The sequence below is a fragment of the Streptomyces sp. NPDC002669 genome (assembly GCF_042889165.1).
In the GTDB taxonomy this organism is placed as follows: domain Bacteria; phylum Actinomycetota; class Actinomycetes; order Streptomycetales; family Streptomycetaceae; genus Streptomyces.
On record NZ_JBIAQQ010000002.1, the window covers coordinates 195,081 to 212,950 of the forward strand.

At 72.3% G+C, this 17,870-nt stretch carries 15 protein-coding genes; 10 read left to right on the forward strand and 5 right to left on the reverse strand.

Annotated features, from left to right (window positions below):
• Positions 1–4: 4 nt before the first annotated feature.
• From ACFYW1_RS03320 to ACFYW1_RS03330, 3 genes are all read left to right on the forward strand, one after another.
• Positions 5–748 (forward strand): class I SAM-dependent methyltransferase, encoded by a 744-nt coding sequence (locus ACFYW1_RS03320; protein WP_388986250.1) that lies wholly within the window; start codon positions 5–7, stop codon positions 746–748.
• Complete coding sequence (locus ACFYW1_RS03325; RefSeq protein ID WP_388986253.1) at positions 745–1,404, forward strand: DedA family protein; 660 nt, start codon at positions 745–747, stop codon at positions 1,402–1,404. Before ACFYW1_RS03320 ends, ACFYW1_RS03325 begins: the two co-directional genes overlap by 4 nt.
• A 103-nt stretch (positions 1,405–1,507) precedes the next feature.
• Positions 1,508–2,359, forward strand: coding sequence for an IS5 family transposase (locus ACFYW1_RS03330; protein ID WP_388986256.1), 852 nt, complete (start codon positions 1,508–1,510; stop codon positions 2,357–2,359).
• A 119-nt stretch (positions 2,360–2,478) separates the two neighbouring features.
• Here ACFYW1_RS03330 and ACFYW1_RS03335 read toward each other — a convergent pair whose 3' ends face one another.
• From ACFYW1_RS03335 to ACFYW1_RS03345, 3 genes are all read right to left on the reverse strand, one after another.
• Positions 2,479–3,000 carry a ricin-type beta-trefoil lectin domain protein gene (locus tag ACFYW1_RS03335; protein ID WP_388986259.1) on the reverse strand — a complete coding sequence of 174 codons (522 nt, stop codon included), beginning with the start codon at positions 2,998–3,000 and terminating at the stop codon, positions 2,479–2,481.
• Between the two features lie 223 nt (positions 3,001–3,223).
• On the reverse strand, positions 3,224–4,219 hold the full coding sequence (locus ACFYW1_RS03340) for a TauD/TfdA family dioxygenase (protein ID WP_388986262.1): 996 nt from the start codon (positions 4,217–4,219) through the stop codon (positions 3,224–3,226).
• Between the two features lie 40 nt (positions 4,220–4,259).
• A complete protein-coding gene (locus ACFYW1_RS03345; protein WP_388986265.1) occupies positions 4,260–5,213 on the reverse strand; it encodes a hypothetical protein in 954 nt (317 codons plus the stop codon).
• Positions 5,214–6,537: 1,324 nt separating this feature from the next.
• On the opposite strand from ACFYW1_RS03345, the gene ACFYW1_RS03350 reads away from it, so the two are divergent.
• From ACFYW1_RS03350 to ACFYW1_RS03380, 7 genes are all read left to right on the forward strand, one after another.
• The gene (locus ACFYW1_RS03350) at positions 6,538–6,723 is read left to right on the forward strand and encodes a hypothetical protein (protein ID WP_388986267.1); all 186 of its coding nucleotides are present in this window, start codon (positions 6,538–6,540) and stop codon (positions 6,721–6,723) included.
• 427 nt (positions 6,724–7,150) lie between these two features.
• Positions 7,151–7,900, forward strand: coding sequence for a MerR family transcriptional regulator (locus ACFYW1_RS03355; protein WP_388986270.1), 750 nt, complete (start codon positions 7,151–7,153; stop codon positions 7,898–7,900).
• 222 nt (positions 7,901–8,122) lie between these two features.
• A complete protein-coding gene (locus tag ACFYW1_RS03360; RefSeq protein ID WP_388986273.1) occupies positions 8,123–9,592 on the forward strand; it encodes a SagB family peptide dehydrogenase in 1,470 nt (489 codons plus the stop codon).
• Entirely contained in the window at positions 9,589–10,167 is a 579-nt protein-coding gene (locus tag ACFYW1_RS03365) for a hypothetical protein (RefSeq protein WP_388986275.1), read from the forward strand. The genes ACFYW1_RS03360 and ACFYW1_RS03365 overlap by 4 nt, the downstream gene beginning before the upstream one ends.
• Positions 10,164–12,356, forward strand: a complete 2,193-nt coding sequence (locus tag ACFYW1_RS03370; RefSeq protein WP_388986278.1) for an NHLP family bacteriocin export ABC transporter peptidase/permease/ATPase subunit — start codon at positions 10,164–10,166, stop codon at positions 12,354–12,356. The genes ACFYW1_RS03365 and ACFYW1_RS03370 overlap by 4 nt, the downstream gene beginning before the upstream one ends.
• Positions 12,353–15,454, forward strand: a complete 3,102-nt coding sequence (locus ACFYW1_RS03375) for an ATP-binding cassette domain-containing protein (protein ID WP_388986281.1) — start codon at positions 12,353–12,355, stop codon at positions 15,452–15,454. The genes ACFYW1_RS03370 and ACFYW1_RS03375 overlap by 4 nt, the downstream gene beginning before the upstream one ends.
• Positions 15,455–15,591: 137 nt before the next feature.
• Positions 15,592–15,945, forward strand: coding sequence for a hypothetical protein (locus ACFYW1_RS03380; RefSeq protein WP_388986284.1), 354 nt, complete (start codon positions 15,592–15,594; stop codon positions 15,943–15,945).
• Between the two features lie 365 nt (positions 15,946–16,310).
• Here the strand turns inward: ACFYW1_RS03380 and ACFYW1_RS03385 are convergent, their stop codons facing one another.
• Complete coding sequence (locus tag ACFYW1_RS03385) at positions 16,311–17,282, reverse strand: JmjC domain-containing protein (RefSeq protein ID WP_388986287.1); 972 nt, start codon at positions 17,280–17,282, stop codon at positions 16,311–16,313.
• Positions 17,283–17,329: 47 nt separating this feature from the next.
• A complete protein-coding gene (locus ACFYW1_RS03390) occupies positions 17,330–17,848 on the reverse strand; it encodes a nucleoside 2-deoxyribosyltransferase domain-containing protein (protein ID WP_388986290.1) in 519 nt (172 codons plus the stop codon).
• Positions 17,849–17,870 lie beyond the last annotated feature (22 nt).

The following is a 17,870-nucleotide window of genomic DNA, read 5'->3' on the forward strand; positions in this document are numbered from 1 at the left end:
AAGCATGGACCACCAGACCCCCTCCCCCCGAATTCCCCGGAACGCCGCCGCCCGGCAGGCCGCCGAGAGCTGGACGTTCCTGCGCGAAGCCGCCCGCGACCTGCGCACCACCGGCGCCGTCGCGCCCAGCAGCCGGGCCCTGGCCCGCACCCTGACCGACCCGGTGACCACCCGCGGCCCCCGCCCGCTGTCCGTCCTGGAGGCGGGCGCCGGCACCGGAGCCGTCACCCGCGCCCTGCTCTCCCGCCTCCCGCGCGGCAGCCACCTCGACATCGTCGAAGCCAACCCGCGCTTCACCGAACGCCTGCACCGCCTCGTCGACCACCACCCCGCCCCGGTCAGCCGACACGTCCGCGCAAAAGTCCACCAGGCGTACGTTGAAGAACTCGACACCAGCCGACGCTACGACGTCATCGTCTCCGGCCTGCCGCTGACCAACTTCACCCCCGAACAGGTCGACCGCATCATGGCCCGCTACCTGGACCTGCTCCACCCCGGCGGCACCCTCACCTACTTCGCCTACCTCGGCACCCGCCGCGCCCGCACCCTGCTCGCCCCCCGTGCCGAAGCCCGCCGCCACGCCGCCGTCGACCAGGTCGTGGGCGCCTACCAGCGCCGCTACGCCACCGCCCGCTGGACGGTCCTCGCCAACCTGCCGCCCGCCCACGTCTGGGAACTGCACCGCCCCGCAGCCACCACCGACACCCCGCCGCACCCGCTGCCCCTCCTGCCAGGCGCCGAGCAGTGAACCACCTCACCGACGCCCTCGCCCACCTGCCGCCGACCGCCGTCTACACGGTCCTGGCCCTGGCCGTCTTCGCCGAATCCGTGCTCCTGCTGGGCACGTTCACCCCCACCCTCGCCCTGCTGCTGACGGCCGGAGCCATGGCCCGCACCGGCGCCGTGCACCTCCTGCCGGTGATCGCGGCCGCCACCGCCGCGGCCGTCGCGGGCGACCGCCTCGCCCACTGGACCGGCCACCTCCTGGGCGAGCGCCTGCGCACCGGCCGCCTCGGCCGCCAAATCCCCGCCGGAGCCTGGCAGCAGGCCGAGACACTCATGACCCGCCACGCCGGCCGGTCCGTCTTCATCGGCCGCTTCCTGCCCGTGGTCCGCACCCTCACCCCCCACCTGGCCGGCGCCACCCGCCTGCCCTACCGCCGCATCGCCCCCTACAGCGCCACCGCAGCCGTCCTGTGGGCCGCCGCCGAAGCCGGCATCGGCTACAGCGCCGCAACCTCCCTCCAGCAGATTCTCACCGTCGGCGGCCCGGCCCTCGCCGCGGTCGCCCTGACCGCCCTCGCCACCACCCTCTGGTGGCGGCGCTCCCGGCGCTCCGCACGAGGTGCCGCAACCATCCCGCGCGGTCACCCGGGCCGTAAGGACGAGGCCCCGGTGCGCTGACCGCCCCTGCCGCGAGACCCACGCGTCCGCCACACTCATCCTCAACACGATCCCGGCGTCATCACGACGGGGAAAGCCCCAGTGATCAGGAAGGGAACGGGCTGTGCCCGCGCTGCCATCCAGCCTGCTCGAACCGTTGTGGGCTCAGTTCGCCGCCCTTCTGCCCGCACGGGAAGAGTTCGCGGCAGGCCATCCACTGGGCTGCCACAGGCGCAGGGTGCCTGACCGTACGGTCTTCGAGCATGTGGTCCTCGCTCTGGTCCACGGCTCGGGCTACGAGCGCATCTCCACCCCCGGATGCTCCGACCGCACCATCCGCCGACGCGTCAAAGAGTGGGCCGAGCAAGGGATTTCGCAGGCCGTGCATGCTCTCGCCCTGGAAGCCTACGACCGCATGATCGGCCTCGGGCTCGGCGAGATCTCGGCAGACGGGTGCATCACCAAGGCCCCGTCCAGCGGCAGGAAGACCGGTCGCTCGCCGGTTGACCAGGGTAAGCAAGGGCTGAAACGCTCCGTCGCCACCGACGCCTGCGGCGTCCCCCTCGCAGTTGTCGCCGCTGGGGCCAACCGGCACGACTCACTGCTGCTCGGCTCCACCCTGGACGCGGCCAGGGCACAGGTCGGCGCGATGCCAGAGACCGCCAATATCAACCTCGACCGCGGCTACGACAGCAACAAATCCCGTCTGCTTATAGCCGAGTTGGGCTTCACGGCCGAGGTCGCCCGCAAGGGCGTGCCCGCCCCGATCCAGGCCGCCAAACGCTGGGTGGTCGAGCGCACCCACTCGTGGATGAACGACTACGGCAAGCTGCGGCGCTGCACCGAGAGAAGCGGCGCGGTCGTGGACTTCTACCTCTACCTCGCTGCCGCTCTCGTCACGCTCCGCATGCTCATCCGACGCTCCACAAGCCACTACCGCTGGCAGGGCCGCCCCACCACCCGACGCCTCAAGTGATCCATTTGCCGGTCGGTCTAAAGCAACGGCATTGGGCCAGGAACCTTCCGGAGGCCGGTGCGTACGGGGCCGACCCGTCCTCAACGAGGCGAGGTCGTCGACTCGCCTCCGCCGATTTGTCAGATCGTGTCCTTGACCTTGAGCTGGCCGCTGTCGATGACGAAGTCCTGGTTGCCGAAGCCGGGGTTCTGGCACTGCCAGATCTTGACCCGGTCGCCGTTGTTGCGGGACCCGCCGACGTCCAGGCACATCTCTCGGCCGCTGCCGATGGTGTCCTTGACCTTGAGCTGGCCGCTGTCGATGACGAAGTCCTGGTTGCCGAAGCCGGGGTTCTGGCACTGCCAGATCTTGACCCGGTCGCCGTTGTTGCGGGACCCGCCGACGTCCAGGCACATCTCTCGGCCGCTGCCGATGGTGTCCCTGACCTTGATCTGGCCCCGGTCCACGACGAAGTCCTGGTTGCCGAAGCCGGGGTTCTGGCACTCCCAGATCTTGACCCAGTCGCCGTTGTTGCGGGACCCGCCCACGTCCAGGCACATGGTGCTGGCCGCGCGGGGCGAGGCGACGGCAGCTGCGGGTGCGGTCACGACAATCAGGCCGGCGGCGGCCAGGCCGGCCAGCGCGGTAATGGAACGGGACATGGGGTACCTCCGCAAGTGCGCCGACGGGTGTCGGCTCGGTGGGATGGTCGGACGTGGCCAGGCCCTGCCGGAAAGCGCAGTTGGCATACCTGCCTGGCATGGAAGAGGTTCGCAGAGGTCAGCTGCGACACGCCCGGGTACGAACCATGTTCATCTCTTGGGGCGACATGGGGTTTGAAGGGAACGATCGAGCCGGTTGCCGGGCCGGCCGTCGAGGCAAGGGTCAGCGGGCGAGTACGTGGCCGTCGTGGGGCCGGTGGTCGCGGGAGCGGCGCAGGTCGCTGCTGACGTAGGTGCGTTGGAGCCAGCGGTCGGCTCCGTCGTAGCGGGGCTGGAATGCGGTGCGGCCGTGGACGGTGACCCGGTTGTCGATGACGACCAGGTCGCCGGGGACCAGGCGCAGGGACCGGGCGGTAGCCCCACAGGCTCGTCCGAACTCGGCCAGCGCGGCGGTGGCCCGAGGGGTGAGCGGGGTGGTGACGAGCTGGGCCATGCGGATGTCGGGGTCCTCGACCGCTCCGGAGAGCACCGGCCGGGGCTCGGCCGCGGCCCCGCTCGCGGTGTCGGGGCCGAAGGAGGGGGGTGGCGTGGTGATGAACTCCGGTGCGAACAGGGTCTCGCGGTCTGCCGGGGTGAGGAGCGCCAGCGCCTGGCGGATGCCCGCGACGCGCATGCCGGCGGTGCGGTCGTGGTCGGCTCGCAGGCACAGGAAGACGACGTAGTCGGGCGGGTGGGGGTGGAAGCCGTTCTCGGTGTGGAAGGACAGCGGCGCCGATCCGGCGTTGCCGTGGAAGGTCTCCTGCCCGGGCACGGGCACCACGTCCTGCACCAGGGCGCCGGACTTCTCGGCCAGGTAGGCGAGGGGGTCACCGAGCCCGCAGGCCACCATCGTGAGCAGCGCGGCCGGGACGGTGGCCTGGCGCTGGACCGAGCCGGGTACGGCCGGTGTCGGAGGCAGACTCGCCTGGTCGACGGGCAGGCCGCCGATCACCAGGGTGCCGTGCGGGCCGGAGTGCCGGCGGAAGCGGCGTATCGCGCGTCGCAGTTGCAGCGGGAGTTCGTCCCAGGCGTCCCGGGCCCGTGCCACCCACTCGGGACTGTCCACCTGGTCACGCCCGTCGGTGCACAGGGCGCGGGCCAGCCGTTCGCAGGCGTCGGCGTCGGTCGGGTCCAGGGTCCAGTCGGCTGCGACGGTCTTGCCGGGTGCGGTGCCGGGCATCAGGGCTCCTGCCGGAAGTGCGGACGGTGGGCGGGTGGAGTCACGAATGGCGCAAGTCGGCCACGGCGTCGGCGATGTAGTGGTCCCCGAAGCGGACCAGGGAGGCGTACTGGGCCGCTCGGCGGTGGCGCATCAGCCGCAGCTCCGCGACGGCGTTGTCGGGGCCCTCGGGCCGTTGGGCGATGGAACGGCGCAGGTGCACCATCGAGTACGCCAGGGTGACGTGCCGTTCGGCGTCCACGAGATCGGCCTCCAGGAGCGCGCCCCGTGCCTCCGCGAGTTCGGGAGCACGGGCGGCCAACTGCTCGTAGGAGTCGGGAAGCAGCGACAGCAGGTCCTTCATCGCGGCCCGGAACAGCTTGTACCCGCGGTGCTGACGCCCGCTCAACGGGATGTCCGTCGACGGCGGCGCCATGGTCTGGCGGATCGCCGTCATGTAGTAGTCGGTGGGGATCGTACTGGCGTGGTTCATCGCCGCTGGGAAGCCGCGCACGTACACCGTCGCAGCGGCCAGCCGGTCCAGTGCGGCGTCGGTGTCGCCGTGGCGCAGGTGGTGGGCGGTGTCGGCCACGGCGACGGCGGCGCAGACGTTGAACAGGACGTGGACCTGGTGCCCGATGAGCCACCGAGCACTCCACGCTTGCTCCAAGGGCACCCCCGCGCGGGGCTGCGGGACGGGCACCGGTAGCGCGGACTCGGGGCCGGCGTCCGGCAACGCGCCGGTGATGTCGAGCACCGCCTGCCGCATCCCAGCCGCTTCCAGTGCCAGGTCGGCGCCCGACAGCGGAGCGTCGCAGAGGTCTTCCAGACCGCGGTGGACGACCAGGGCGCCGTGCAGGGCGGCCTGTTGATCCGACAGCTCCACTTCGCGGACCCGGAAGTACGACTGGCTGGCCGACTCCGCCGGCACGTCCTCACCGACCACGGCCGGAGCCGGAGCCGACAGCGCACCGACCAACTCGCCGACCGCCGCGGCCGCCTGTCGCACCGACACTGTCCGCTGGATCGGTCGGGCGTGCGAGGCGACGGCGGCCAGCACGCTCGCGGCGCGCTGCGCAGAGCCGGCGACTCGCGGGCCCAACTCCGCGACGGGTTGGCCGCCCCGGGGCGTACGGAAGACGGCGACGGGAGGATGACCGGCAATCAGCGATAAGCCCATAGTTGGAATAGTTGACCAGGAACATGCCAATAGAAACCCCGCCCGGAGAGTCGATTCCTCCGCAGGACAATGAAGTTGAGCGAGGTGGCACACCGTTGATGTCCACGATCACCTCGCCGCCCACGTCCGGGGCCGCCTCGCAGGCCAACCGCCAGACTCTCTCGCGGACTTCGGCCCGAGCGCGGCGGATCGCCGTCAGTGCCTTGGGTCCGGCCACGGCCAGGGTGTCGTCCCCGGTACGGGCGCTATAGCGCCCTGAGGGGCATCAAGATCCGCCGGACGGAACCTAGCGGCAGAGAATCTCGGGCAGCTCGGTATCCGACTTGCTTACGAACGCGACGACGGCCCGATCGCGCGCCGTCGCGCCGAACTGACCATTGCCCGGCTGCGCGCGGGCGGTCCGCTGCTGCCGGCGGTGGACCCGCCTCCGCCTCCGCCACCGGGCCCGCCCCCGGCCCCGTCGCGGGCCCGGCCCAGGCGGCCCGACCGTCCTCGGTGGGGCGCACCACCGCCACCACCACCGCCCGCCACCGAGGCCCCGCCCCGACCGCGGTTCCCACCCCCGCCGTCGGCCCCTCCACCACCGGGCCCACCGCCTCGGCCCTGAGCGGTCATCCGGTGAGCGTCGCGCCCCGTCGCGGAAAGCAGCACCCGGCGATCGGCGTCTCCGGTGGCGGGTCGGGCAGACCATGACGCGCAGGTCGCCGCCGACGACGCCGAGGACGTCGCGGTCCAGGGTCGGGGCACCGGCACCCGGATGGCCGACGGACTTGCGGGCGGACGTGTGCTCGCCGACGGTGCCCGACTCCCACAGGCCGCCGAAGTGGGCGCTGCGACGGCGCGGTTCGGCGATGCCGTCCTCGGTGGACAGACCGGCGGTGACGGTGCGCACGCCGTTTCGGGGTGGGCGGAAGCGGACTCGACGAGGCGGTCCCGGCGGCGGCCGACGCGACAGCCCGGCCGTCATCATGCCCACCACCAGCCCGAACGACCGGAACGGTCCACCGGGAAACCGGTGGACCGTCGCGAAGGATCGAGATCAGTGGAACGTCAGTAAAACGTCAGTTGCCGCCTACAGGGTGGGGCTTCCGATCGGCCGGAGCAGGATCCGGCCCGGCCCGAGCGGGACAGCATAAGCTCAAGCGCAGAGAGACCCGCAATGAAGAGAATCCGGGCTGCCCTCCCCACCGCCGCGGTCACCGCAGGCACGGTTCCGGCCGCCACCCCGGCCCAGACGCTCAGCCACTGCGAGGAAGGCGTCGGCACCGTCATCCGCGAATACGGCCTCGCCACCTGTGCCCCGGCCCACGGCTCCCGAACCGTACTGACCGAAACGCCGTACTGACCACAACACCGCACTGACCGAAACACCGTCCGGCCCGGCCAACACGTTCGGGCAGGCCGATCGGGCCGGACGGAACCACACGCGTCCCCGGCGATTCGATGAAGCGGCACTGCCGTACCGGCGGAGGCACGGTGACCGACCTGCCTCCGCCGGACCCCGCCCGGTTTCGGCAGCGTGGCGGGGGAGACGCCGTGAACACCGGGGCCGGGGAGGGCCGGACCGAGCAGGGCCCACCGCGTCAAAGGGCCGCACCGGATCACCGGGCGCGCCCACGAACACGGGCAGTACACCGCCTGCCTCGCCGGCCACCACATCACCGACAGGCTCCTCGAACAGGATTCGAGGCGGGGCACGGGTTCCGGTGACACCTCGCAGCGCAGCGTCGCTGATGCCACCGCAGCGCCCCATGACCATGAGGGAGTTACACATGACGTCGCCTTTGCCGCTGCCCGCTATCCACCCGGACCATTCGAACGCCCACTACACGGTTGACGAGATCTCCAGACTGGTCGGGATGTCACCGCGGAACATCCGGGCACACCAGTCGCGCAAGCTGCTCCAGCCACCGACTCGCAAGGGACGGATCGGTTACTACGACGAGACCCATGTCCGCCGCCTCCAGCACATCGTGTCCCTGCAGCGGCAGGGCTTCAACCTGGTCTCCATCGCCGCCTTCCTCGGTGTCGAGGGCCACGGCAACGAGGAGGGCCGGCTCGCCGCCGCGGTCAACCGCGCGGTGCGTGACCAACCCGGAGTGTTCCACTGCCTGAACCGGCACGGCATGCTCGGGTGGGAGGCCGACGGCACGGTGACGATCTCGCGGCCCGGGGTGCAGCGGGCGGCGATGGAACTCGTGCGGACCGGAATCCCGCCGACGGCCGTACTGCGCTGCCTGGCGCGGCTGCTGGACCGGATCGCCAACGCCGCCGAGGAGCTGGTCACCTCCTCCAGCGCGGAACTCATGGCCGTCACAACCGGGTTCGCGCAGCACCCGGCCGCCCAGCCGGTCGGTGCCCCGCCGACCGACCGGTTCACCGAGGGACTGGTGGACCTCTTGGTGAACACCTTCCGCGCCGCCGCGGAGGAACGCTGCCGGGAACTGGTCACGGACCTCCTCATGGCGGACGGCGGTTCCGATGCCTGGATCGAGGAACACCTGGTGGTCGAGAACGGCTGAGCGGGTCCCGGCCCCGTCCGCAACACCCCGTCGACGGCACGCTTTCGTGCAACGGTCGAACAGCTGCCGGGCACGGGGTCGTTCCTTCCGCGTACCGGACGTCCCACCGGTACTACGGTCAAAACACATCGGCAGTAGTCCAGTTGCCGTGCGCGTACGCGCTGCCAACAGTTCCCGCCCATGCGCCGCACGGACGCCCCAGTACCGGAAGCATGAAAGCCAGTGAACCGCACTCCTCTCCTGCACGGCGCCGTCAAGACCGAGAGCTACCGCCTCCGCGCCGACGCGCGGTTGACCGAGGAACCGGGGGGCTGCCTCGTCCTCGAACAGTCCCGCTACCGACTGCGCCTGCCCGGCCTGGAGGCAGGACGCCGTGCTCTGCTGCTGCGGATGGCGGAGAACTGGCTGGGCGACCTGCAGATCGCCCAGCTCGTCACCGGCCTGGACAGCGACTCCCGGCTCCTGCAGGCCCAGCTGCTGGTCCGACGGCTGGTGCTGCACTCCTGGCTCGAACGCCGGATCTCCCTCGGCACCCGCGCCCTGCTCGACGTGGTGCCGCGCCGGATCGGCGCCCACAGCATGCCGCCCCGACACCGCCACGGCGCCGGGGCGGCGTACCGCCTGTCCAGGTTCGCGGTGCTGCGGGCGGAACAGAGCCGGATGGTGGTGTACTCGCCGCTCAGCACGGTCGGGATCAGCTGCCCGGAGCCCCGGCTGACCGCAGTGCTCGCCCGGGCGTGCGGCGAATCCGTCGGTCTCGGCGAGGTGGCCGGGGAACTGGGACTCGACGAGAGCACGGCAGAGCTGCTGCTGAACGAGTTGCTCTCCGCCCGCCTCCTGCTCACCCCGCAGGAGGCCGAGGCCGAGACCCGGACGGCGCCGCTGGCCCTCTGGTCGGCGGAAGAGCTCTGGCTCCACGACCGTACCCGGCCGGAGCGGCACGCCGCCCCGATCGGCGCCACCGACCGGTTCCGCGACCTGCCGGAGCCGGAGCCGGGGATCACGGAGACGGTGTCCGGCTCCGCCCGGCCCTCGATCGCGCTGCCCGAGCCCGGCACCGCCGGCCTGCGGGACCGGCCGTCCGACTCGCTGTCGGCGGTGATGTCCCGGCGCCGCAGCGTGCGCCGGCACGACGACACCCGGCCGCTGACCGTCGCCCAGCTCGGCGAGTTCCTCCACCGGGTCCAGCGGTTCGAACCGCGAGGCCGCGACGGCGGGGCGAACGGCGTCCGGCCCTACCCGGGCGCGGGCGGCCTCGGTGAACTGGAGGTCTACGCCCTGGTCTCGCGCTGCGCGGGCCTGCGCAGCGGCCTCTACCACTACGACTCGGCGCACCACCGCCTGACCACCGTCGCGGCGCCCGGGACGGAGACCGAACGGATGCTGTCGTTCGCCCGGGCGACGGCCACCATGCCGGGCCCGCCGCAGGTGCTGTTCGTGATCACCGCCCGGGTCGGCCCTCTGATGCGCAAGTACGAGGGGATCCCCTACGCCCTGGCACTCAAGGACGCGGGAATCCTGACCGCCTGGATGTACCTGGTGGCCACCGACATGGACCTGGCGCCCTGTGCCCTCGGCGCCGGTGACGCCGCCTCCTTCGCCGCCCTGACCGGCCTGGACCCGCTGGCCGAACCCGCCATCGCCGAGTTCACCCTCGGCTCCCGCCCGACCGAAGCCGAGGAGCAGTCATGAGATTTCGCAAACAGGCCGTGCGGAAACTGGAATCGCCCGAACAGCTCGACGAGATCGCCCGGCTGACCTCGGTACCCGGCTGGCTGACCACCCTGGCACTGTCCGTGGTGGTCCTCACCGTCGGCGGCTGGTCCGCCCTCGCGACCGTCACCGAGACCGTCTCGGCACCCGGGGTCCTGGTCGGTGCGAGCGACGAGCGGCCCGAGGCCGTGGTCTACGCGCCGGTACCGACCGCGTCCCTGCTGCACCCCGGTCAGGCCGTCCGGCTGTCGGCCGCGGCCGCCCCCGCCGCCTCGGCCGGAACCCTGTCCGGGACGGTCACCGCCATCGCCTCCGCCCCCGAGACCGAGCAGTCCCTGCGGGCCCGGCTCGGCGCCGACCACGACCTCGCCCCGTATCTCGGATCCGGCCCGGTCACCGCGGTCACCATCCGCCTGGCCACCGACCCGCAGTCGCCCACCGGGCTGAAGTGGTCGCGCTCCGGCCCCGCCTTCGCGCTCGGACCCATGAGCCCGGTGACCGCCGTCCTCGACGTCTCCGCCGAACACCCCATCAACTGGCTGGTGAAACGATGAGCCTCACCCTCCCCGGACGTTCCGCCGCCCGCCCCAGAAGCAGACGGGTCCGCACCCCGACAGTCATCCAGATGGAGGCCACCGAGTGCGGAGCCGCGTCCCTGGGCATCGTGCTCGCCCACTACGGCCGCCACGTCCCCCTGGAGGAACTGCGCCAGTCCTGCGGAGTGAGCCGGGACGGCTCCACCGCGGCCAGCGTCGCGAAGTCGGCCAGACGCTACGGGCTGACGGCGCGCGGACGACAGAGCCCGATCGCCGACCTCGGCTCGGTGCCGCTGCCCGCCATCCTGTACTGGAAGTTCGAACACTTCCTGGTGCTCGAAGGAATGGGCCGCAAGGTCTGGCTCAACGACCCGGCCACCGGCCCGCGTTCGGTGAGCTGGGAAGAGTTCGACGACGCGTACACCGGCATCCTGATCGCCCTCGAACCCGGCCCGGAGTTCGAAGCCGGGGGCACCCGCTTCAGTCTGCCGCGTGCGCTGCGGGAACGCTGGCGCAATTTGGGCTCCGTGGTCGCGCAGACGGTGCTGCTCGGCATCCTCGTCGCCCTCGTCGGCATGGCGGTGCCCGCGCTCACCCGGGTCTTCGTCGACCGGACGCTGCTCGGCTCCGACTCCGGAACGCTGACCGGACTGGTGGCGGCCCTGGCCGTGGCCACGGCGGTCACCTTCGTCGCCGGCTGGCTCCAACAACGCCTGCTGGTCCGGGCCGAGACCGCGGTCGCCCTGGGCAGCGCGGCCCGCCTGCTGCGGCACATGCTGCGACTGCCCCTGGACTTCTTCAACCAGCGGATGGCCGCCGACCTCGCCCGCCGGGTACGCACCAACGATGTCGTGGCCGACATCTTCACCCGGCGCCTGGCCTCCGTCGCGGTCGACATGATGCTGGTGCTGTCCTACGCCGGCCTGCTGTGCCAGTACGACCTGATCCTGGGCCTGAGCGCCCTGCTGTTCTCCGGACTCAACGTCGCCGTGCTGCGCTGGCTCTCCACCATGCGCGCGACCGCGATCGCCGGGCTCCAGGCCGAGCGGGGCCGGCTCTACGGCGCCGTCTGCACCACCATCTCGATGATCGAGACGGTCAAGGCCAGCGGACAGGAGGAGCTGAGCTACCAGCAGTTCGCCGCCCGGCAGGCCGCGGTCACCAGCGGACAGCAGCAGGCCGGTGTGCCGGCCGCCATCGTCGCGGCGGTCCCCGCCCTGCTCGCCGCGCTCAACACGGTCGTACTGATCGCCCTGGGCAGCCACCTGGTGGTGGCCGGAACGCTCAGCGTCGGCGTCATCATCGCCATGCAGGGCCTGGCCGTCGCGATGAACCGGCCCGTCACCAGCCTCGCCGCGGTCAGCGCCCAGGTGGAGGAGATCGGCGCCGACCTCCAGCGACTCCAGGACGTCGAGCGCTACCCGCTGCCACCGGTGCGGACCGCCGCCCACCCGGTCTCCCCGCCGGAGGGACACGTGGTGCTGGACAAGGTCACCTTCGGCCACAACCCGCTGGTCCCGCCGCTGCTCGACGAGTTCTCGCTCGACCTGCCCCCCGGCACCCGGGTCGCCCTGGTCGGCGGCTCGGGCAGCGGCAAGTCCACCGTCGGCCGACTGGTCGCCGGGCTGCACCGGCCGTGGAGCGGCCGGATCACCGTCGACGGCCGGGAGATCACCGACCTCGACCCCGCGCTGTGGGCCGCCACCGCGGCCATGGTCGACCAGGACCGGGCCATGTTCGAAGGCACCGTACGGGACAACACCACCCTGTGGGACCCGACCGTCCCCGACGAGGACGTCGTCCAGGCACTCCGGGACGCCTGCATCCACCAGGAGGTGGCGGCCCGCCCGGGCGGCCTGGCCAGCCCGGTGCACGAGGGCGGGCGGAACTTCTCCGGCGGCCAGCGCCAACGGCTGGAGATCGCCCGCGCCCTGGTCCGCAACCCGCGCCTGCTGATCCTCGACGAGGCCACCAGCGCCCTGGACACCGAGACCGAGCGGCTGATCGACACCAACCTGCGCCGCCGCGGCGCCACCTGCCTGATCATCGCGCACCGCCTTTCCACGATCCGCGACTGCGACCTGATCGTGGTGCTGGACCACGGCCGGGAGGTCGAACGCGGCACCCACGACGAGCTGCTCGCCCGCGACGGCTCGTACGCGGCACTGATCCGCCACCACCAGAACCCCGGGAAGGAAACCTCGTGAACACCCCTGCTCCGCCCCGGGACTGGGAACTGCTCGCCCGCCTCGCGGCACCGGGCTCCGCCACCAAAACCGCCCGCCGGCTCGACGGACGGCACACCGTCTACCTGCTCGACGGCGGACCGGCCGACATCTTCGCCACCCGCCCCACCCCCGGCGGCGGCACCTCCCGCCAGCACTTCGTCGCCCGCTGCCCGGCTCACAGCGCCATCCCCTCCTCGACCGCCACCGGCGAGTGGCAGCTCACCGTCGTCCCGCTGCCCGGGGGTCGGCTGCGCGACGTCGACCACGACCAGCTCTCCCGGCTGCAACTCATGGTCCAGCGCGGCGAATCCGACTCCGCCCGGTCCCCGGAACGGCACCGCACCCAGCCGCCGGAGCACGGCGAGCGGGTCGCCGGAGCGATCAGCGACGCCCTCGACCGCGCGCTGCAGGCGGTCGCGGACGCGTCGCGCACCACCACCGCGCCGCGCGACGCCGAGGTGCTGCGCCCGCGCCAGATCGTCTCGCTCGCGCGCGGCCGAACGGTCGTCGGCAGCGGGCGGCCCTGCTGGCTGCGGCTCGCGGACGGCCGGATGAGCAAGAACGGCCTGACGGAACACACCGTGTCGGCGGGCCGCGAGGCACTGTTCCTCGGAGTGCGCGACTGGACCCGGGTGGAGAGCGACTGCCTGGCGGAACTGCTCAGCACCCCGGACCTGCTGCGGTCGGGCGCCCTGTTCGAAGCCGTCGACCAGCAGATGGCCCACCTGGTGCGCTCGCTCACCGACCGGATCCAGGCCGCCGACGCGGCGTTCCTGCGCTCGCTCGACGCCCGTCGGCACGCCGCCGATCAGCTGGTGGCGGCCAGTGCCCGCGGGGCGCTGCGGGTACTGGGCACCGACGGTGCCCGGAGCGGGCACCTGACGGCGAACGGTACCCAGGACGCCCGGGCCTGGGCGGTCGAAACCCTGCGGGTGGTCACCGAGGGCGCGGAAGTCACCGTCACCGAGCCGCCGGTCCACATCCCCGGCACCACCGATCCGGCCGACGAGCTGCGCGCGGTGGCCCAGAGCTCCCGGCTCCACCTGCGGCAGGTCCGGCTCCCGAAGGACTGGTGGCGCGATGACGTCGGACCGCTCATCGGGTGGTGCGACCCCACCGACGTGATGGCCTCCGCCACCCCGGCGCAGGTGCCCGGGGCCGGCCCGGAGACCGCCCACGACGGGGAGAAGGCCCGGCCGGTACCGGTGCCGCTGCTGTTCGCCCGGGGCCGCTACTGGATGGTCAACCCGTACACCCGGGCCCGTACCCCCGTGGACCGGCGCCTGGCGGCGGCCTGCACGCGCAACGCCACCCTCGTCCAGCTCCCGCTGCCCTCGGCCGGCAGCCTGTGGCAGCTCCTGCGCCTCGGGGCGTCCGGAACGGGCTCGGAACTGCGCTCGACGCTGCTCAACGGAGTGGTCGTGGCGGCGCTCGGCCTCACGACCCCGCTCCTCATCGGATGGGCGCTGAGCTCGCTGGCCACCGGCGGCGCGCGGGACCTGTCCTGGGCCACCGGGCTCTATCTGGCGAGTGCGGTGGTGGCGGCCCTTTTCACCGTCATCCTGAACCTGCGTGCGCTGCGGCTGGAGGACCGGCTGGAGTCCGGGATCCAGCTGGCCCTGTGGGACCGGCTCGTCCGCCTGCCGTCCGACTTCTTCACCCGGACCACCAGTGGGGTCCTGGCGAACAAGATGCTGGGCACCGCCTACGCCCGGCAGGCGCTCAACGGGCTCGCCACCCGGACCATCCTGGCCCTGCTGACCGCCGTCGCGGGACTGGCGCTGACCGTGTGGATCAGCCCGGTCATGGGCCTGTACGCGCTGGCCCTGCTCGCGGCGACCTCCGGGCTGGGGGTCCTGTTCGGCGTCGTGGTGGTACGGCGTCAGCGTCAGGCACTGCCCGCCGAGCACCACGCGGCCGCGGTGACCAACGAACTGTTCGGCGGCATCGTGAAGATCAAGCTCGCGGCCGCGGAGAACGCGATGTTCAGCCGCTGGGCCCAGGCCGCCGTCGCCGCCCGCGCGGGCCTGCAACGGGTGCACCGGGTTCAGGCGGCGATGGCGGCGGTGGCCGTCACGGTGCCGGTGGCCGGACAGCTGGTCCTCTTCGCGGTGCTGGCCGGACCACTGCGGGGACAGGTGCCCGCCGGTGACTTCTTCACGCTCAACGCCGCCTTCGCCCTGCAACTCCAGGCGATGATCCAACTGGTCACGACGGGAACCGAGTTCGTCGCCGTGCTGCCGAGGCTGAACGGCCTGTCCGAGGTGATCACGGCACGCACCGAACGGGAGCCCGGCCACGTCCAGCCCGTGGAGCTGCACGGCGAGATCGAGATCGTCAACGCCTCCTTCGGCTATCCCGGCCAGGACGCCCCCACCCTCGACCGGGTCTCCCTCCACGCGCGCCCGGGGCAGTTCGTCGCCGTCGTCGGGCCGAGCGGCTCCGGCAAGTCCACCCTGCTGAGGCTCCTGCTCGGATTCGAACGCCCGCGCAGCGGTTCCGTCCTCTACGACGGCCAGGACCTCGCCGAACTGGACGTGCAGGCCGTGCGCCGGCAGTGCGGGGTGGTGCTCCAGGACAGCAGGCTGTTCAGCGGCACCATCCGCGAGAACATCTGCGGCGCCCACCCGTACTCCCTCGACCAGGTCTGGGAGGCCGCGGCCATGGCCGGACTCGACGAGGATATCCGGCGGATGCCGATGGGCCTCAACAGTCTGCTGTCCTTCGGCGGCGGCACGCTCTCCGTCGGGCAGCGGCAGCGGGTACTGATCGCCCGGGCGCTGATCGCCAAGCCGCGCGTCCTCTTCTTCGACGAGGCGACCAGCGCGCTGGACAACCACACCCAGGAAGTGGTCACCGCCAGCACCCACCAGCTCGCCGCCACCCGGATCGTCATCGCCCACCGGCTCTCCACCGTGGTCAACGCGGACCTCATCCTGGTCATGGACGAGGGCCGGATCGTCCAGCGCGGCACCTACGAGGAGCTGCTCGCGGACACCGGCGGGTTGTTCCACCAGCTCGCCCGGCGGCAGTTGTGGGAGCAGCCGGCCACCGTCGAGGACCCGGTCCGTTCCTGAGGCGGGGCGGGGCATGCCCCGCCCCGCGCCCCGGACCGTTCCTCCCGAACCGCTCGCGGCCGCCCACAGAGCCCGTCCACAGAGCTCACCCACAGAGCCCGTTCACAGAGCCCGTCCACAGAGCAGAGGAGCGAACCATGTACTCCGCCGAACGCACCGCCTTCGCCGCCGGCTACAGCGCGATGGTGGCAGCCGTCTGGTCCGACCCGAGCCGGGAACGGCTCCTGACCGAGGAACCACGCGTCCTGCTCGCCGAGCACGGCATCGGGGTGCCGGCCGGTACGGCCGTCGACGTCGTCCGGGACCTGCCGGCCGCGCCGGAGGTGGTGGAGGTCCAGATCCGGTCCTGGGAGGAGGCGGCCGCCCGGGGCCGGCTCACGCTGTTCGTGCCCCGTCCCGACCGCTTCGACGCGCGGGATCTCACCGAGGAGGAAATGGACGCCCTGGTGGCCGGTACCGGCGTTCCGGAATTCCTGGGAACTCCCCGATGACGGACCTGGAAACCCGACCGTGGCATTCATCGGTGCCACGGTCGGGAAAGGCTTGTTGCCGGAAAGTGTGACGCCTAGATTCCTCTTGCGGACGAGAGTGCGGTGCATCGTCCACCACCCGACGTGAAAGCCCGCAGAAAAAGGAAAGGGAAAACCGTGAACGAGGACGACGAGACCTATGCGGCTGATTTGTCGGACGACGACCTGGAGGCCCTTGTGGCCGGCATCAAGGGCCTGAACATCGCGGGCGACGAGTAGCGTCGTACCCCGTTCCCGCCCGCATCCGCGCCCGCGTCGATACCGGCGGCCCGGGCACGCCCGAGGGGCCCGGCCGACATCGGCCGGGCCCCTCGGACGCGCCCCGCTCAGGCGCCGTTCGCCCCGTTCCGCAGTGCCGCCGCGAGATCCGCCACCGTACGGGCGGAATCCGGCGAAAGCGAGGCGTCACCGATATCGGACCCGGACCCGGTACCGGTCCCGTCCTCGGGCTCGGAAACGGTCTCCACCGCCGCGCACAGGTCCTCCGGAGTCAGCCCGGCCAGCCGTCGGCGATGGTGGTCGAGCAGCTCGGCCGCGGCACGGTGCAACTCGGCCCGGCCCACCGGGCGGGGTGGCAGGCGGAGCCCGTCGTCGAGGTGGCGGGCCAGCGCCGCGCGCAGGTCGGCGGTGCCGGGCTGCCGTACGGTCAGCGACAGGTGGACGGAGAGGCCGTCCGCGTGGCCGACGGCCGAATGCGGTGCGCCGCGGGGGATGTAGAACACCTCTCCCGCGCCCGTCGTGCTCTCCAGTTCCACCGGCCCCGGGTCCGGCTCGTAGCCGATCCGCCAGTGTCCGTCCTCGGGGATCGCGTGCACCCGCCACCGCTTGCTGCCGTGCAGCTGCAGCACGAAGACGTCCGCGTCGTCGCGGTGCGAGCCCAGCCCCTGCCCACCGGGCGGGGTGAGGAAGAGGAACGCCTCGACGCGGCGGCCCAGTTCGACGCCGAGCCGCGCCGTGAGGGCGGCCGCCCCGGGGTGCCAGTGCTCGATGTTGCGCATCAGCAGGGTGGCACCGGGGGCGAGCCGCCGCAGCACCTCGGCGGGGTCGGCATAGCCGCCGAAGACCTGGTCGCCGACGGTGCGCGCGGCGGTGTACTCACCCGGTTCCAGGTTCTTTCCGCGGGAGACGAGTTCGAGGTACGGGCGGCGGAGCAGACCCGAGGCCAGCGCGGCGTCCACGTCGGCCAGGGTGACCGGTGGTGCGGACGGTACGGGCGGGCGCAGGAGCCGGGCACGGCGTCGCCACGTCGTGGTCAGGAACGGTTCGGGCTCGCCCACCAGGGAGCGGAGGGTATCCATCGGGATCGGTGGCCTTCTGTGACAGGTCGGGGGCGCCGGGGTCGTGCCTACGAGGCGTCGCGCAACGGGTACGTCCCGCTGCCGAGCACGCGCGTTGCCGCGCGGACGGTGGAGCCCAGGTCGTGGTGGACCGGCAGTTCCGGGCGGGCGTACCGGAGCTGGGCGATCACGTCCGGGCGGCGGCGGTAGCCGTGCTCGGCGCCGACGGCGATCGGCCGCCCGGAGGCCGCGGCGGCACCCAGCTCATAGAGCGCGATGGGCTGTTCGGGTCGGTGCGCGTTGCCTGCGGGGAACCAGAAGAGCACCAGGTCGGCGCGGGACAGATGGCGGTGTTCCCAGCCCACCATCGCCTCGTCGAACCCGGAGGAGCCGGAGACGCTCCGGCGGGGGCTGAACAGCACCAGGGGGCGTCCGTCGGGCCGGCTCCGCTCGAACGCGGCAATGGCGTCGGCCCGCCAGTCGGGGCAGTTGTGCATCCCCCCGGCGAGGAAGACCTTCGCTTCTCCCGGGCGGGGAACGCATTCCTCCAGGGATTCGATCACCCGCACCCGCTGGGTCGTCGTCATGCGCCATTCCTTGTCGTTCGGG